Annotated in this window: 15 protein-coding genes; 3 read left to right on the plus strand and 12 right to left on the minus strand. The window is 49.8% G+C overall.

Going from position 1 to position 17,005, the window contains the following annotated elements; all coding sequences use genetic code 11:
* Positions 1-65 precede the first annotated feature (65 nt).
* Together JMI88_RS03630 and JMI88_RS03635 are read right to left on the minus strand one after the other, a co-directional pair.
* Positions 66-719, minus strand: a complete 654-nt coding sequence (locus JMI88_RS03630; RefSeq protein WP_308438775.1) for an MFS transporter — start codon at positions 717-719, stop codon at positions 66-68.
* Positions 661-1,572, minus strand: a complete 912-nt coding sequence (locus tag JMI88_RS03635) for an MFS transporter (RefSeq protein ID WP_201360374.1) — start codon at positions 1,570-1,572, stop codon at positions 661-663. The genes JMI88_RS03630 and JMI88_RS03635 overlap by 59 nt, the downstream gene beginning before the upstream one ends.
* Positions 1,573-1,880: 308 nt before the next feature.
* Here JMI88_RS03635 and JMI88_RS03640 point away from each other — a divergent pair, with 308 nt between their 5' ends.
* Positions 1,881-2,906 carry an ISAs1 family transposase gene (locus JMI88_RS03640; RefSeq protein ID WP_201360375.1) on the plus strand — a complete coding sequence of 342 codons (1,026 nt, stop codon included), beginning with the start codon at positions 1,881-1,883 and terminating at the stop codon, positions 2,904-2,906.
* On the opposite strand, the gene JMI88_RS03645 is transcribed toward JMI88_RS03640, so the two are convergent.
* The 4 genes from JMI88_RS03645 to JMI88_RS40560 form a co-directional block, all read right to left on the minus strand.
* The gene (locus JMI88_RS03645) at positions 2,871-4,502 is read right to left on the minus strand and encodes a recombinase family protein (RefSeq protein ID WP_236022805.1); all 1,632 of its coding nucleotides are present in this window, start codon (positions 4,500-4,502) and stop codon (positions 2,871-2,873) included. The two genes, JMI88_RS03640 and JMI88_RS03645, sit on opposite strands and share 36 nt — an antisense overlap.
* A 624-nt stretch (positions 4,503-5,126) precedes the next feature.
* Positions 5,127-6,959, minus strand: a complete 1,833-nt coding sequence (locus JMI88_RS03650; RefSeq protein ID WP_201360376.1) for a protelomerase family protein — start codon at positions 6,957-6,959, stop codon at positions 5,127-5,129.
* A 671-nt stretch (positions 6,960-7,630) separates the two neighbouring features.
* Complete coding sequence (locus JMI88_RS03655) at positions 7,631-8,053, minus strand: integrase core domain-containing protein (protein ID WP_201360377.1); 423 nt, start codon at positions 8,051-8,053, stop codon at positions 7,631-7,633.
* Between the two features lie 53 nt (positions 8,054-8,106).
* Positions 8,107-8,367 carry an IS3 family transposase gene (locus tag JMI88_RS40560; RefSeq protein WP_201360378.1) on the minus strand — a complete coding sequence of 87 codons (261 nt, stop codon included), beginning with the start codon at positions 8,365-8,367 and terminating at the stop codon, positions 8,107-8,109.
* On the opposite strand from JMI88_RS40560, the gene JMI88_RS03665 reads away from it, so the two are divergent.
* A complete protein-coding gene (locus JMI88_RS03665; RefSeq protein ID WP_201360681.1) occupies positions 8,263-8,517 on the plus strand; it encodes a hypothetical protein in 255 nt (84 codons plus the stop codon). The two genes, JMI88_RS40560 and JMI88_RS03665, sit on opposite strands and share 105 nt — an antisense overlap.
* Here JMI88_RS03665 and JMI88_RS03670 read toward each other — a convergent pair.
* Both JMI88_RS03670 and JMI88_RS03675 read right to left on the minus strand, forming a co-directional pair.
* A complete protein-coding gene (locus JMI88_RS03670) occupies positions 8,514-8,798 on the minus strand; it encodes a transposase (protein ID WP_201360379.1) in 285 nt (94 codons plus the stop codon). The two genes, JMI88_RS03665 and JMI88_RS03670, sit on opposite strands and share 4 nt — an antisense overlap.
* Positions 8,799-8,871: 73 nt before the next feature.
* Complete coding sequence (locus tag JMI88_RS03675) at positions 8,872-9,975, minus strand: glycoside hydrolase family 3 N-terminal domain-containing protein (RefSeq protein ID WP_201360380.1); 1,104 nt, start codon at positions 9,973-9,975, stop codon at positions 8,872-8,874.
* A 497-nt stretch (positions 9,976-10,472) separates the two neighbouring features.
* Between JMI88_RS03675 and JMI88_RS03680 the strand changes: the two genes are divergently transcribed.
* On the plus strand, positions 10,473-11,579 hold the full coding sequence (locus tag JMI88_RS03680) for a hypothetical protein (RefSeq protein WP_201360381.1): 1,107 nt from the start codon (positions 10,473-10,475) through the stop codon (positions 11,577-11,579).
* A gap of 67 nt (positions 11,580-11,646) precedes the next feature.
* Here the strand turns inward: JMI88_RS03680 and JMI88_RS03685 are convergent, their stop codons facing one another.
* The 4 genes from JMI88_RS03685 to JMI88_RS03700 all read right to left on the minus strand — a co-directional run bounded on the left by JMI88_RS03685 (position 11,647) and on the right by JMI88_RS03700 (position 16,992).
* Entirely contained in the window at positions 11,647-12,828 is a 1,182-nt protein-coding gene (locus JMI88_RS03685; protein ID WP_201360382.1) for a glycosyltransferase, read from the minus strand.
* Positions 12,829-12,960: 132 nt separating this feature from the next.
* Positions 12,961-13,803, minus strand: a complete 843-nt coding sequence (locus JMI88_RS03690) for a class I SAM-dependent methyltransferase (RefSeq protein WP_201360383.1) — start codon at positions 13,801-13,803, stop codon at positions 12,961-12,963.
* A 224-nt stretch (positions 13,804-14,027) separates the two neighbouring features.
* Positions 14,028-16,223, minus strand: coding sequence for a glycosyltransferase (locus JMI88_RS03695; RefSeq protein ID WP_201360384.1), 2,196 nt, complete (start codon positions 16,221-16,223; stop codon positions 14,028-14,030).
* The gene (locus JMI88_RS03700; protein ID WP_201360385.1) at positions 16,204-16,992 is read right to left on the minus strand and encodes a class I SAM-dependent methyltransferase; all 789 of its coding nucleotides are present in this window, start codon (positions 16,990-16,992) and stop codon (positions 16,204-16,206) included. Before JMI88_RS03700 ends, JMI88_RS03695 begins: the two co-directional genes overlap by 20 nt.
* Positions 16,993-17,005: the final 13 nt, after the last annotated feature.

The raw sequence follows: 17,005 nt of genomic DNA on the forward strand, positions 1-17,005 counted from the left end.
TGGAAGCTCAACTGCTCGAGTAATGTTTTCCGTTCAGCGTTTTTTAGTGCTGAAACCGAGAAAAACTAATGCATGCCAGCCGGTGGCAGCGATATCTCTTCAACAATTTCGTCTCCGATGACGACAAACACTTCTTGTGGCTTTTCAGGAGCACGGGCAAGCAAAACTAAACACACCAGCGTAAGCATTGACATCCCCATCAAAGCAATGAGAGAGATAACAAACGCCTGATTATAATGCATTGACAACTGCGCGATAGACTTGCCAGGAACGCCCAGAACACTAAAGAAAACGACACCAATCGAGGCCACGCCAAGGGCCTGCGACACCTGATTTGCAGTCGTTATCGTACCGGAAGCTGCACCCGCATGATGAGGAGCAATATTGGTCACGACCACGTTAATCAACGGCGTTCCGATAAAGCCCTGTCCCACTCCCATCAAAAGGACGAATGGTACCAGCGGCAACGGATTATGCAAATGTATTCCCAATGCCTGTACAGTGAATATCATACCGATATCACCAATCAGGATCAGCGCAACACCATAATAGAGCACACGTAACCCCATCCTCTTAATCATGTGTGGCGCAACCAGGGAGCTTAACAAAAAGCCTATGCCAAGTGGAGCAAATGCCAGACCAGACAATAAGGGAGTAAAATTATGCCCATCCTGTATAAAAATAGTCATTATGAAAAAAAAACGCGGCATTCGCTCCATAAAAAGTCAATGCAGTAATCAAGCCCAGTGTAAAACGACGATCGATAAATAACGATATCGGCAACAAAGGGTCACCAGAACGCAGTGTCAAGCGTTGCTCATAGCGAACAAACGCCACAAAGAGAGGAATAGCAAGAGCCAGGCAGATAAATGACCACAAAGGCCAGCCAGCATCTTCTCCAGTGGACAGAGGATAGGTCAGCAAAACCAGGCTGAGTGTGAGCAGACCAACACCAATCAGGTCAAGTTTCTTTGTTCCTTCAACACGAGACTCGCGCACCAATGGCACGCTCGCAACCAGGGCAAGCACACCGATCGGCACATTGACAAGAAACACATTGCGCCAGCCAAAATCCAGGAAATTACCGCCAATGAGTATTCCACCTAGAATTTGCCCGAAGACACTGGCAAAACCCACGACGGCTCCATACAGACTGAAAGCCACAGGTTTCTCTCTTGGCGAAAAACTTACCTGAATGATCGAAATCACTTGTGGCACCATCAGCGCAGAGCCAAAACCCTGGATCACACGAGAGAAAATTAAGATGACAGGGCCAGGGGCTAATCCACAAAATAAAGAGGCAAGCACAAATACCAGCATACCTAGCTGAAACATGCGCTTGCGACCAAACATATCCCCCAGACGACCACCGGTCACCAGGCCGACCGCGTACGCTAGAATATAACCAACCACGACCAGTTGGATCTGTGCAGTATTCGTATGCAGTTCGAGTTGAATCGATGGAATAGCTACATTGACAATAGATGAGTCGATTATTGACATTAAGGTTGCAGCCAGCACCACAACCAACGCCCACCAGCGTCGAGGATCTAGCAAAATAGTCTCGTTCATTTTTCCCTTCTCAAATATATGCAAAAAAAATACATATCAATATAAGGTCATTTGCAAAAAAGGAGACAATGGTCTCGGGGTTGCCAATGAGACCATATGGCAAGACATCTCTCGGAAAATTGTCTTTCGCCCTCTCCAACCTCAACGTTTGGGCCTGATCATTGTATCACCAATGGTACAGGGCGTCGATGTTAGGCCAATGTCATTCAGGGCTTTTTGAAAGTCGAAGGAGGTAAAAAAAAAGATCGATCCTTGCTATACTGGTTGAGTTTAAAACCATACAACAGCCAGAAAGCAGGAACAATCACATGGACTCTACCACACTCATGGCTCAGGTGGAATGTCAGCCGCACCTCAAAGACGTCAATGCTCACAGCCTGTATGCGAGCTTTCAACAGATCCACGATGGAAGATGCAAACGAGGAATTCGGTATCCCCTTGCTTTGCTCTTAAGCTTGATTGTGCTGGCCAAGCTGGCAGGCATGGATAACATGAATGGCGTGGTGGAATGGGTTCGGCATCAATCGAGCTGGCTCAATGCGCTCTTTGGCACTTCCTATCACCGCTGGCTGTGTTTTTCCACCTACGTCTATGCCCTTGGGAAACTCGATCCCCAGGTGGCGAGTTTTTTGCTGTCCTCTGCCTTGCTGCGTCTGCAAGCCGAGCATCATGGGCAGCCGGACCCCTCATTATGCAAGAGGCGACCAGATGAGCACAGCCACAAGCACATTGCCTTTGATGGCAAAGCCTTGCGAGGAACCTATGGACATCATGATCCCAAGCAACCGAGCGTGCATTTGTGTGCGTTTTACGAGGTCCAGACCGGCATAGTGCTGGCGCAACGAGATGTGAAGGAGAAAGAGAATGAGATTAGCGCGCTCAAAGAGATGCTGACTCCAGGTCTGATCAAAGGACGCATTCTCAGTGCGGATGCGATGCACACCCAACGCTTCTTTTGTCAGCAGGTCACCCATGGTGGAGGAGCCTATCTGCTCACCATCAAGGACAATCAACCCACCTTACGGGAAGAGCTCAAGCTGTTTTTTGACGATCACGCTGCTGATGTGCGGTGGCACATCCATCGTGATGTCAGCAGTGGGCATGGTCGCATGGATGTTCGGATCACGACCACCAGTCCTGATCTGCGCGACTATTTAGCCCGGCAGTGGTGTGGCATTGAGCAGGTGTTTTGTATCGAACGGACGTGTATCCAGCAAGGGAAGCCGACGAGCGTTGAGGTTCACTATGGAATCACCAGCCTGACTCCTCGGCAGGCCGATGCCCAACGCATTGGGGCGTTACATCGAGCGCACTGGGCGATCGAAATAGTCTAATCGCAAATGACAAAAACGAGTCGTTTCGCCCTTGGAAGAGGTTGGGATCACATAGCGGATCTCAACCTCTTCGTTCGTGACGATGACACGATCAACAAGCAATTCGATGAGCTGCCGCTTCTGTTCAAAGGTGGCGGCACTGAGCCCTTGCTGAACGCGCTGGCAGAATATTTCAATCGATTGCACCATTCCAGCAAGCTGATCATGGCATCCCACAGTAGCTTCCAATTGCCGCTTTTGTTCGGCAATAACAGACAGGCGCTGTTCCAATTCAATCTTGCGTCTCTTGTACTCTTCGAGTTGAAGCACATTCGCCAGATAGGCATCCGTTAGCCGTTCCATCTGCTGTTCCAAACTAACTCTCGCCTTGCGCAGATTCTCCCGACGAGCTTGCAGTTCTTGAGGAAGCCACAGCCCACCTTGAGCACGAGCGAGCGCAGTGGTAATGGCGTTGGGATGCGTGAGTATCTCACAGACATCTTGCCAGACCAGTTCATCGAGTTGCTCAACAGGAATCGAACGTGCTGGACATTTTTCATCTCGGTGCGAGATAGTTCCATGGCTTTTGCCCACACAGACATAGTACGCATAGCCTCCGCGGCTACTGCGACCAATACAGCCAAGCCGACATGTCCCACAACTGACCATGGCACGTAGCAGGTAGGGATAGGCGGTATTGTTGCGACGGGCAAATTGCTGATTGTGTACCAGTTTTTGTTGCACCAAATCAAATTGCTCCTGGTTGATCACTGCTGGAACTTGAGTGATGGCAGTCCATTCCTCCTGGTTCGTCTGGACATGTCCTCCTCGACCTCGGCCAATAGGGACCAGGGCTGAGTGTCGTCCACGAGCCTCAGTAGGACGACTGCGTCCAATGTAGACAGTTCCCGTGTAGACAGGGTTGGTAAGAATGCCTCGGAGGGTGGCCTGATTCCATCGGGTTTTCCCGGCAGGACTGGCCACACCCAGGTTTGTTAAGCGTTGGATTTCCGCCTTTAAGCTCTTGCCTTCTTGCAGGTAGCTTGAGAACAGTTCTGCCACGACCGCGGCTTCTGCCAGGTCAAGACGGACCCCTGCCGGATCACGGGGATGGGCAGGATCAACCCGATATCCATAGGGTGCGCGGGTCCAAGGAAGCAACCCACCTGCCAGGTACTTCTGACGTCGTCCCCGCCTCATACGCTCGGCAATCAAACTGCGTTCGTACTCGGAAACGGCTCCGCGAATTTGGAGCAGAAGTTGATCGTGGGGATCATGGCTCATGGGACGATCCACAAACTCCACCTGACATCCACCTTGTTCAAATTCTTCAATGAGCAGCATCTGATGCACGTAGTTACGAGCCAGTCGATCAGGGGCCGTGATCACTACGCGATCAAAGATGGCCCGTCCGATTTGCTCTCGTAACCGATCTAGCCCCGGACGACGCAGTTTGGCCCCGCTGTAGCCATCATCACGAAAGATGTGTTCCTCTTGCCACGGCCAGCCTTGTGCTTCATGATAGTTGTGCAAACTGTCGAGTTGTTGTTCGATCGTTTGTGTCTGTGTTTGTCGTTGCGTTGAAACGCGGACGTAGACTGCGATGTTCATTGTCATCCTCCCGGTGTCCTGACTCCTGGAAGGTGGAAGGCGAAGATGGCCTGCTCCATTGGAGAAGCAGCTGATAGGCTTGATCCCATCGACGCTCAGCACCAGGAGCCTCAATCGTGGAATGATGGATGCTCCATTGTCGTTTGTTCATAGACTTCTACCTTCGGGCAATCTATGATCTTGATGGTCTCTGAAGCGTATTGTCTCTCATGTGGGAAGCCTTTTCGTGCTGACCTTTTGGGAAGATATCTCAGCCGACTCAAGCAAAATTTGTCATTTGTGATTGTACCATTGAAAATCGGCTGCATCGGCGCCGAGATGTCACTTTCAAGGAAGATGCCTCCCAGATCCGAACCCAGCAGGCCCCAGCTATGCTTGCTGTGCTTCACAACACCATGTTGGCGTCTCTGGATTTCCTGGAAGTCACCAATGTGGCTTCTCAACGCCGCTTTTATGACGCTCATCCTTGGGAGGCTGCACGCCTTCTTTTTCAGGGCTTCTGACTTTCAAAAAGCCCTGACGGAAATGGGAGAACAACACCAACGTTCCCTTGTTGAGAGACCCGCGTGGGTCTCTCTTTTTTTCTGCCTTCGACCAGGTGCCATCGGTTCCATCTATCCTCTTCCGTTCTCACCCTTCAACTGTCATCCCCCAGGGAAACGCCGTCGGGTCCTCGGCAATCGCGACCATCTGGCCAATCGGTTCGGCCTTGCGATTATACGACGGTTTGATCTCCCATTTCCGATGATGCTCCTCGATCTCGTCACGATGGGCATCCAGATAGGCGTTAATGGCCTCCTTGCGGCCACCAACCAGCTTCTGGATCGACAGCGTGGTAATGTACCACTGCTCTAACGGACGATGGGCCTCATTCCATTGTATGAGTGTATACACCGCGCGCCGATACCGTTCTGTGCCTGCCTCTGGCACCTTCATCCCCGCCAGTTTCGAGGTCAGCATGGCGGCATAGCGTTCACGGTCATGTCGCCGCGCCTGGCTGCGTACATTGCGCGCCTCCCGCTCTCCAGCGCCCAGCAGATACGCGAGCAGATCCGCAGCACCCGTGAGCGCCATCCCTTCCTGTAAGAGCGTGTGCGTCTCCGCTGGCAGATCCAGCTGCTCCAGAGAGAGGGCGAACGTGCCATCCTGGCGGACGACACTCCCCTGCACCTGGCCCCCGTGATGCTCCTGCTGCTCATAGACGGCAAAGACCCGACGTAACAATTCGTCATCCTTGATCTCATGGCCCAGCTCGCGGCGCATTCCTTCGCGCAGATCGTCACCCCAGGCACGCGTCTGAATCGTCGGTTTGAACGTTGAATAGCCCGTCTTGTTCTCTTTCGCCGCTTTCTTACGAGCGCGTTGCTTCGGTGCCGCAACGGGTTGCTCCTGCTCCGGATGCGTCTTCTCCCGCCACTGCTCATACTCACGACAGAACACAGCGAGCACGGTGACTCCGGGCTGCCCCAAGCGTACCCCCTGTCGGCCATCGATGTTGCCATCCTTATCAGCGATCTTATAATCGGCATAGTTGGCATGGCTGGCATAGTGATGCCGAATCTGCTCCACCTCCTCCGCCGAGGTGCCTGCTTCGACGCGTGGCTCCAGCACAAAGCGATGGCCCTGGATCTGCGCCATGTAGGTGATGTCGGCAACCGAGGGTGGGCCGTACCAGAACGTCGCAATCCGCGCATACATGCCTCGGAAGTTGTGCACGCTCACCTTCTCGCGCGTGGCGCGCACCAACTCCTCCAGATCACCGTAGGACCGCGCTGCCGCTTCGTTGACCGCCTTGCCGTACTTCTGACTCACTTGCTCGATCTCCAGGTCCGTCGTGTCCACCAACGCTCTCAGACGCGCAACGGCCTCGACCACCAGAAAGGCCCGCACCAGCGTCGGGATCTCATAGCGTTTCTGCTCGCGCCCTCGCCCTTTCACCTGCCCGTCAAACCACACCGTATACGGTTCCTTCACGGTGAAGGTCCCCGTCTTCATAATCTCGGCCAACCGTCTGCCCGTACACACCGCAATACCGACCACCAGATCGGCCCACGCTGGGGAGAACAATAACGATACGGCACGTTCGACCAGGCCGTCCGGATCTTTCAGAAACACCTGCTGACTGAGCCGTTCCTGTGTGACGCCCTGATTCCGCGCGTTCATCGCCACCCATTCGCCCTCGGACAGGTTGAACACTTTGAGCCCAATGTGCTCCCGTTCCTCGGTGCGTGGATTCTCCCAGCTATTCTCTTCGGTCACCGACACTCCCTTGATCAGGTGTCGCACCTGCGTGATCGGCTTGCGCAAGGAATCCCCCGAGATCCCCCGCTGCGTCTTCCACCAGTCCAGTTCACGCTCCCACAACGCTTGTAATTCAGCCTCTTGCGCGATCGTGGCCCGGCGCACCACCGGTTCCAAGACCTCCTGCCAGCGCCGTTGCACCCATCCTAATGTCTTCACCATCGTGGCCTTCCTTCTCTGTGATGCTTCCGTGTGCCTTCACGTTTGCCTTTGCCTTCGACGAGCCCCGACGAGCCCAGTCCACCAAAAGCACAGCAACTTCTGCCTTGTCATAGTATAATATGTTACTCTCGTATTGTCAAGAAGGAACATATATATGTACCTCAAGGACCAAAGGAAACCGTTCAGGACCCCGAGACGGCGCACGGAGTTCTCGACAGCCGTAGGCCAACTGGCCCTTTTCTGGATAGAAAAAAGAGCCTTTCATCTTGCTGACAATGATGCCAGTAGGGCCATAGTTGTGCAAAACCAGATGCACTCATTTCGTCTACACAGATTCGTAGTAAAGCCGCTCCACACCTTGAATTTTGGGGTGTGTTCTAGAGGAGTTACTCCTCTAGATTCCCCCTCTAGATCTCCTTTCTGTCCCCCTGCTGCTTTCCCATGGCTGTTCAGTATTCCTTTCCTGGCTTCATCTCCTGGCTCCATCATCTCACGTTGCTGCATCCACTCCCGCACTGGTGCAGTGCAGCCAAGCGTTCGTGTTGCGTGTTGCTTGACATACCTTCTCGACATCCCTTCTCCAGATAGACATACTCTCCTTCGTCATTTCCACGCGGAAACGGAGCAGATGCAGAGTGGAGTGATCCCTTGCCACCAGACCACAACCGAAGTCAACACCCTAACCCTTGATAATACGCGGCTTCAAATTCGATGGGAGACACATAGCCAAGGCTGGAATGCAAACGTTTGGCATTGTAAACTTCATCAATAAATTGTCCCATGTTGGCCGACGCCTCTTCAAACGTTTGGTACTGCTTAAGATAGACCTCTTCCTGTTTCAAGGTTTTGAAGAAACTTTCCGCTTTGGCATTGTCGTAGGCATTGCCTTTGGCTGACATGTTGATTTGGATACCCATGCTCATCAATCGCTCAGTGTAAGCAGAACTGGCATATTGCACGCCCCGATCCAAGTGATGAATGAGTCCCGGTTTCACATCGCGGGTTGCCAATGCCTCTTCCAAGGCACCTAACGCCAGATTCGTGTCAATACGCGTGGAAAGATTCCAATCCCACACAGCGACGCGAATAGGCATCCAGGATCGTTGCCAGGTAAACAAATTCACTTCGTAAGCGAATAGAGGTCGGATCAGCCACGAAGACTCACATCAGGAGCATCGGGCGTGCAACCATTGACCAGATTCGGATAGATCGGATAGGGATGATGTGAGTCCGTCGTGTGCACGAAATGTCGTTTCAGATGGCATAACAACGACTCCTCACACGTGATCCGATGCACTCTCTTATGATGCACCTTCCATCCGGTTCGCTGCAAGGCGCGGGTCAGCCGTCGATACCCATAGCCTGCAAACTCCAAAATGATGCGCTCAATGGCATCGCGCAAGGCCACCGCTTCTTCCTGCTTGGAGGCATCACCACTGTGGTGCTCTTTGGCATAGTACCAGGCGCGATTGACTTCGAGCAGTTCACAGAGGCGCCGGACGGAAATGGGCTGTCTCTCCTGGCATGCCTGCTCAATGACCGCATGCCGCTGCTCTAGGGGAGCTTACCCAATGCTTTTTTTAACAGCGCGTTCTCCAGAGCCAGTTGTCCACAGAAGCGCTCTAACTCAGCTATTCTGGCTTCAACGGATGCTGGTCCCGAACTGGATGGAGGCGAAAACGCCTCTTCTCCACGTTGCTCATACTCGTTGCGCCAGCGTGAAACCACGCTGGAAGCCAAATTGTGCTCTCGACAAATCTGTGCCGGTCGCTTTTCTCCGTTCGCTAGCTGACGAGCAATCGCCAGTTTACATTCTCTGGTGTGAACCCTTCCGTTCATCAGTTTTCTCCTTGCCAGACTCTTTCGTAAGCCTACCACATTTTTCCTTTACCTACGGTCTGGTCACTTGGGTTCACTCCAGTTCGAGAGGCAACAGATGATACTGAAGTTTGAGTGTAAGGATGCGTATTACCGATGTATCTACTTGAGTAAGTGAGAGTCTCTCCTGTTGAAGAGCGGATTTGAGGCCTGCAATGGTGAGAGCCATTTGTATGGGATTATTGATGCCGATGATCATGTCATTCCCGGCCTTGAGTGCCTGGATAGATGCCTGAAGCATATCCCAGTGGTTGGAAATGCCGTTCATTGATAATGCATCGGTAATAACAACACCATTGTAACCAAATTGTTGACGGAGAATATCGGTAATAAATATATGTGAAAGTTCTGCCGGAAACTGTGGATCGATAGCAGGCATGAGGACATCAGTAGACATTACCATCCCGGGACGTTCTCTTACGTTAGGGGATTGAACAAAAGTCTGGAATGGAGCTAATTCAGTCGCATAGATTTGTGCTTTTGTGCGGTGAACGACGGGTAATTCAAAGTGTGCATCAGTTGTGGCCGCTCCAAGTCCAGGAAAATGCTTCACGCAAGCAATCACATTGTCTTGCTGTAGTGCTCGCATGTAGGCTCCTGCAAAGGTAATTACTGATTGAGTTGTAAAGCCAAAGGTACGTGTTATCTGATCTGGTCCATTGACCAATGCAACATCACTGTCCGGTGCGAGGTTTGTATTAATACCGAGAGCAAGCAGGTCATGCGCCGTTTGATGTCCCATGTGTTGGGCTACTGAGGGGTCACCTGTACGATAGATTGCTAGAGCAGAAAGGCGAGGGGGATAGATATGTGTTAAGCGGTCAACGTATCCTCCTTCTTCATCGGTAGCAATAAGCAGTGGTAGTGTGGCTCGTTGTTGCATCTTTGTTATGTCTTGCTGTATTTGTTCTCGGGTATTGATCTGTGGCTGGTATAAAATCACCCCTCCTGCATGTAATTGGGCAAGCATATGATCGAGATCGGCAGAATAGGATGGCGTCTGGTAACTTACCATAAAGAGCTGCCCCAATTTTTCATTGATGGTCATATGCGAAACATAGCGCGTTGCAATTTGTTGATATCTCTTCTGTTGAATATCAGAGAGCTTCGGCCTTGTGGGAGTGGAAGATATTGTCACAGGATTCGAGTCTGTAAACCATGACCAGTGTGTGGTACTGAATGGCAGGAATTTCGTACTGCCCACAAGCATGACAATGATGGTAAAGAGGATGAAAGCCAGGCTTCTGGGATGACGCAACAGCGTCCGTATTGACCGTGATTGTGATTGAGGTGGTGCAAAGATGGTAAATTTCCTTGAACCTCCCCTGCCTCGTTTTATAAACATTTACTCCTCCTCATATTTGTTTTTATATTAGTATACTATTAACTGATAAAATGCTAAAATTATAAATATCGCTCATGATACCAAAAGATAATTATTCCTTTTTTGCGGTAAGAGCGATATAGATGAACATGCGTTGTTGCTCAGATTTGTCGTGAAGCGCAAAAAAAGAAGGATCAACAAGCTGACAACGGCATACATATGTAGTCCAGAAAAGATAGTAGCATCGCTTGTTTATACTAATATAAGTAGAATGTGGACGATTTACGGATCATCGAGGAGGAAATCGCAGGATGACGAATAACAAGCATCACTACTCTATACAACGACGCTATAGAATTCTCCTGGTTGGTATCATCATCTTGATCGTAATTCTTTTGATCTTCTCCTTGTTTCATTGGATAAAGTCACCGTGGCCAATGCCATACCCTGAGAAAAAATTTCACAAGGCGCATATAATTGGTGGCTTTAGTGCTATTACTCCTGAAAAAGTAATAAAGGCAGCCGCCACAGGTATTCAAGTAGAGTTTCAGTATGGCGATCCTCCTGCTGAGGATAGTGAGCTTGGTCAAAAACTTCACTCATTGCATATGAAAGTCGTAGATGGGTTTATTGCCAGTTACCTCCATGACTACGAGTGCCAGCGTTCAAGGTCAATGACGTCACCACCCGCTACATTAAGCATATATTGTAGTCAAGATACCTATTCGACATTTAGCAGCGAAGAAACATTTCTTGCAGCTATTGCAGCACATTTAAAACACGTCGCAAATAACCACCTTATTATAGGGTATTGGGTACTTGACGATTGGGTACCATGGGACAAAGGAAGTGCCAAACAACTTCTTATTAAGATCCACACCCTGATCCAGCAATTCACACCTGATCGTCCGGCTATTTGTGGCTTTGGTGGAACGCTAACCGCGAACCATACATTTGGTTGGGCGGATTGGCTGGCAGATAACTTTTCTCCCGATGGATGTGATGAAGTTGGCCTCTATATCTACGCGACATCCATATCTGCAGCGTCTCAAATTCCCTCCCCCGAAACGTATGACTGGTCAATGTCATCCATCCTCCCTGTTATATTCAGGAGCTTACAACAAAGAGGATGGAACATAGCCAAAGAGCCATTTATCGGTATAGGGCAGGCCTTTGGGGGATTTATAGCCAATAGCAATAGATACCGATTAGCGCCAACTTCAAGTTATATAGAAATGCAAAGTAAGAGTTTTTGCGCACATGGTGCCATTGGCCTGGCATTTTATGCCTGGAGCGACTCTGAAATTGGTGCTTTATCACAATCACCGATGACTAGCCGTGAGATAGAGATTGGTATCCAGAATGGCATAAGAGCATGTAAGCAATACTGGAAGCAGACTTCCAGTATTGCTAATTGATGCCTTTCTCTGTGCAGAACCTTTGGCCGGGCGACGCTCTTTGGCGATAGGCGCATGCTAAAACTACTCATGGAGTAACGTATTTCTTTTTGCATGTTGCAATGATGGCATCATAAAAATCGATCAGTTGTCTGCTTTCACTCTCCCAGTTCAAATCATATCGAGTCGCCGTCAGCGCATTGGCTCGCATGCGAGCCAATGCCTGGTGATCCGCTAACATTTCGTTAATTGCCCGGCCAATTTCTTCGGGTTCAAGCGAGGATATAATGAGTCCAACGTCATATGTCCTGATGATATCTGCTACCGCATCGAGAGAAGAGGCAAGAACGGGTAAACCCGCCATCAAATACTCAAACAGTTTGTTCGGTAAACACATCTGGATATTCGGGGTGATGGTCGACGTGGTGCTTGGAGAATAAACCACCAGCCCTATATCAGCAGACGCGGTCCAGGTCAGTAGCTCAGTATACGGAACGGGAGGAATGATCTTCACCCGATCGCTGACATCTTCACGAAGAATAAGCCTTTCAATATCAGATTGGATAGCGCCCTGTCCCATCATGATGATCACATTGCCGGGATGTATAAACCTGGCAGCAGGAATCAACTTATCGAGTCCACGGCTATCCAGATTTCCCTGATACAAGGCTATACGTGTATCGGGATTCAGATGAAGATAGTCTCGTAGCATATTGGTAGGAACAGGGGTTTGAAAGCTGAGAATATTGCGAATCACCGTTGCCATGGGGCCACCATATCGTCGGTGCAGTTCATACATAATGGGGCGAGAGACCGTAATGATGCCTGTACAGCGAGACATCATACGTGCAAGCAACCAGCGAGAGAAGAAGCATAACAAACGCCACCGTGTGACACCTGGCTCTGTCAGGGGTAATTCATGGGAGTCAAAAACAAGTGGCTTGCCACGTATACTGGCGGCAAGGTAGCAGGCGGTAAGTGCGGTATCGTCATGGGCATGATAGATATCTGTCGGAGTGTTTATCAGTTTCAGTGTTCCTTGAATCACCAACCATGCCAACTTGATAAGGAACCATGGCTTAAACCATGCTGGAATAAACCAGCCAGGCATGGTAATATGTTTGAGATGAATACCGTTCACGTCCTCCTGGCATGGTCGCCTGGAGTCACGTTCGATATCGATGATCGAAACATCCATTCCTGCTTGCTGGAGGGCAGTCGCCTCGCGCATGACACGAACATCGGTGCGTGCTGTTCCCAGGACATGCATACAAACTTTCGTCGTTACACAACGTATGTCAGTTTTTTGCTCTTGTGCTAGAACACTTATCTCAGTTTTTCTTTCCAAGACCAGCCATCCTCCAATCGAAATAGTCGTTTGACAGTATGTACGTAGAAATTGCTAATGAAGCTTGCGTGCAAGTAGAATTTTTGCCGTCGGAGCAGAGTCACCGGAGCAGAGATGGCAAGCAATTTGATCCCATTTGACCGCATATGGTCCTATCAGTTGAGACAATCGATTGGAACGACCCCATGCTCTGGTTATTTTCCAACAAGCCTTGTAGGCCAGAAAGGCTAAATGACTCGTGGCTTCCAGTGGATTATTGAGGAATACCGTTGCAGGTTGGATTGTCTCGATCGCAAAGCCATGTTCCGTCAATATTTTGCTGTATTCAGCAAGTGAGCGTACCTTATTATGTATTGCATAGGAAACTGAAGGCACATATCCTCGATCACAGGTAATAGGATCGAAAATGATCAGCCAGCCGCCTGGAGTGCAGTGAGTTGCTAAATTCGCAATAGCGCGCCGCAGGTGATCTGGATCCACAATATGGAGCAGCACATCAAATGCTGAAATAATATCAAAACGTGTCGTGACGTTCAGAGGCAGTGGTATTACGCTTAGATCAGCTTGAATAATCAGATCATCAGGAAACTCGCGCTTGAGTCTATGAATGCTAGGTTGTGCAAAATCCAGACCCGTAACGTGTTGTGCTCCATGCTGATGCCAGAAGTCCAGCCAGATACCCGTGCCAGACCCGACATCAAGCACTGAGCAATTCGAGAGATCTGTAAGGCCAATGCGCTGTAAGGCTCGTTCAACCTGGAGCTTGCGTGAATAGTACTGTATCTCGACAAACCGGGGAGAAAGACCCAGGTAGCCAACACCAGTGATATCTGGATGTACACGCAGACGATCTTCCCAGTAGGCCTGTGGATTAAAGGGCTCTTTATGTTCTATCATATTATAGTTTCTCCAGTTTTTTTAGGTGACCGCGGGCGCAGCCGAGCTCCGCCCCTACGGAATTACGGCTCTGATGTAACAAAAGGGGCCTCATCTGTTTGTTGGACCGAAGCGGAACGAGAAAAGCAGCACCGCTTATGTTAACATCTATGGAGCGCTCCCTTGCTCGGACTACCGGCAGGTTCCAGGTTAAGAACAATCGCCCTTAACCGTCCCATTTTTCGCTAACAACGTCTGTCATCCAATGATGACCAGCCAGTGACACGTGCCAGCGTGCGGCTGAGCTGGACGGGATTATTATATTGGGCTACGTAGTTTCGTGCGGCCTGTCCCATACGTTGGCAGAGGTCCAGGTCACTAACAAGCCGTGTTAACGCCATGCCAGTTTGCAATGCATTCCCAGCAGCGACAATGATCCCACGCTCATCAGCGAGCATTGTTACATTGGCCAGTGGTTCTGGCGTTGCTACAACCGCACAACTGGAAGCCATAGCCTCAAGAATGGATAAAGGCATACCGACGCCTCGTAAGCTACTATACAGAGAAATGTCACTTAAACTCAGTAGATCAATGACTTTCTGCCGCGAAAGATCACCCCAAAACGCTACAGATTGGCTCAAACCACGCTTGTGTACCTGTGTTTCCAGATACTGGCGTAACGGACCATCGCCACCCAGGATGACCTGTACCCGTGCTTTGTGGTCAGGGGTAAGATCTGCAAACATATAGTCAAATGCCTCCAATGCAACCTCTATGCCCTTTTCGGGAGCGAGTCGACAGACCTGTGCAATGATGATAGCGTCTGGCGCTATGCCATATTGTTTTCTCTTCTGAGCTTTTTCATTATCATCGAGTACGGGGTAATAGCTGAGCTCAATCATTGGAGCATACCGTGTAATCCGGCTGGACTCAATGCTCAGGCGCGTACACGCATCTGTTTCCTCATCCCCATCTACTCCTGGTATCAGAAAGTGGTCAACATAGCGAGCGGAAATGCTGGCGAGCAGCCTGAGAGAAAACCAGTAGAATGTGAATTGTAGATGAGCGAGCCATTGTCGAGGACGTAACCAGGATTTCTTTGCTGGTTGCCGAAGGCGTTCAGCGCGAAAAACCTCGTTTTCCAACCAGGTTAGATTGCCATGATCCATCGCGACAACGCGAACACCGGCCAACTTACCAACCAGTGCAGTGAAGGCAGATGAGAATACGCCATCTTGCGGTAACAAAAGCTGATAACCTGCATCATGGTGCAATAACGAAAGTAACTTCTTTCCACCGGCCAGACAATAAAGCCAGATAGCAGGGAATTGCCATGGGTGAGTCCATGGCGTACCAAAACGATAAATTACATATTCGCCGGTGTGTGATCCAACAATGTTCGTCACATATTCTATCTGCCAGTCTTTCTGCATAACATGAGCGACATCAGTGATTATTGTGCGCATACCGCCAGAGAGAGGAAATGCGGTGATCGGTATCCCCACACGGAAACCATGAGTACGTATGGGGTGAGGGAACAACATTGTACGCACACACATCAGAAGTGCACGTTGGACGTGCATCCATCGGTTCATTAGTGTGACCCGCAAGCGGGACAGTGGATGCGAGATATAGCCAGCCCAACGTTCAGCGCGCATCGCACATTCTTTACACTCTACACAGGCGGCAAAACAGTGTAGTAATTTTTCCTGTAATATATGTTGCTCCATAGAAGCCAGATCATACTGAAGGAGATTGGCACGAGTCCAGTAGCCAGTATCAAATTCGTTGTATAAGCGATGCAAGGTCGTATGAGCACGCTGGACGAGTTGCTCAATATGACAATTCCCTGTCAATATCACATAATCATGAAGGGCACTGAGTCCGCAGAGGAAGCCACCGAGGATATGAGCGGCTGGATAGACGGCAACTTCCTCAAAGCATACCCCGTCTCCTCCGATGGGTGCGCTGACACCTCCATCAAGAATATCGTATTCGAAAGTTCGTACAACCCGCTCTGCAACCTGAAGAAAATGTTCCTTGCGTGTTAGTAGATAAGCCCTCATCAGTACCAGGAGGCTAGCACCCTGTATAAGTGCAGATAGCCATGAACCAGTGATGTGAAATATTGGATGTGGTACGCTTACGGGCCATCCACCTGCATCATTGCCAATGCATACCTCATAGGGCAGCAACTGGTGAGCATGATGAAGGAATAGCTCGCATTGCTGTTCGTCGCCCGTTTCCCAATAGTATTTCCAGCAAGCCAGCGCCTCGAACAGAGGGCTCTTTCTATCAAGCATTGTATTGTATTGTGTGAGCAAAGATGACAGAGCAGCAAGATGCGATGCAAACTGTTCATCTTGCACATCATCGACGATAGTTGGTATATCTTCTCCATTTTTCTGTGTAGATGCGCTTTTATTTTGCCATAGAGACATATTCATCAACACCTTTAACTTTCTCTCCCTGACCTTCCTGTTTTCGTAACGCATCGCTACTAATGGCGCATAACACATGTGTGTTCAATAGTCTACACTGCTCGAGTATGGTGGCGAGCCAATACACGCGTGGTGCCAGGATACGTGAAACTGGGGGTGCTAGTGTGACACTATAGAAATCGAAGCAAGCTCCAGGCTTATCAAAAAGTTGTTTAATCGTGTGTCGGCTTACCTGCTGTACTGCCGCATTATGCGGATTCGCGTACGTAAAATCATAGACAACGATCATGCCATCTGGCTTACGTACCCTCCACATCTCATCAGCTATTTGCTGACGAAGGGATTCATCTAAAATGGAGCTGAAAACGACAAATCCTGTGACCAAATCAAAAGTCTTATCAGCATAAGGCAATTGGTGAGCGCTGCCCACACGCCAATCAATCTCTGGCTGAAGGCGCCTTGCCTGCTCGATTCGAGATTTCATCAGATCTATTCCAGAAAGATTTGTCGGCAATGCTCCATAGTCCAGAAAGCGTCGTAGATGATTTCCATTCCCACATCCCACATCAAGAATCTTTTTCGTGGTCAGGCAAGTAAATGTATATCGTCGAAGTAATGCTAATAGATTGCGCTCTAAACTATGAATGTGAAGGAGTGCTGCCTCATTAAAGTAGCTGTAGCGTTGAGCATAGAGATTGGTAGCGTCACGTTGAGTATACTCAGCTTCCAGTCGCGCAAGCTCTATTGCTAGTGTTGTTTGTTTTCTCATTTCTTCTCGTTTT

It is taken from the genome of Dictyobacter formicarum, assembly GCF_016587435.1.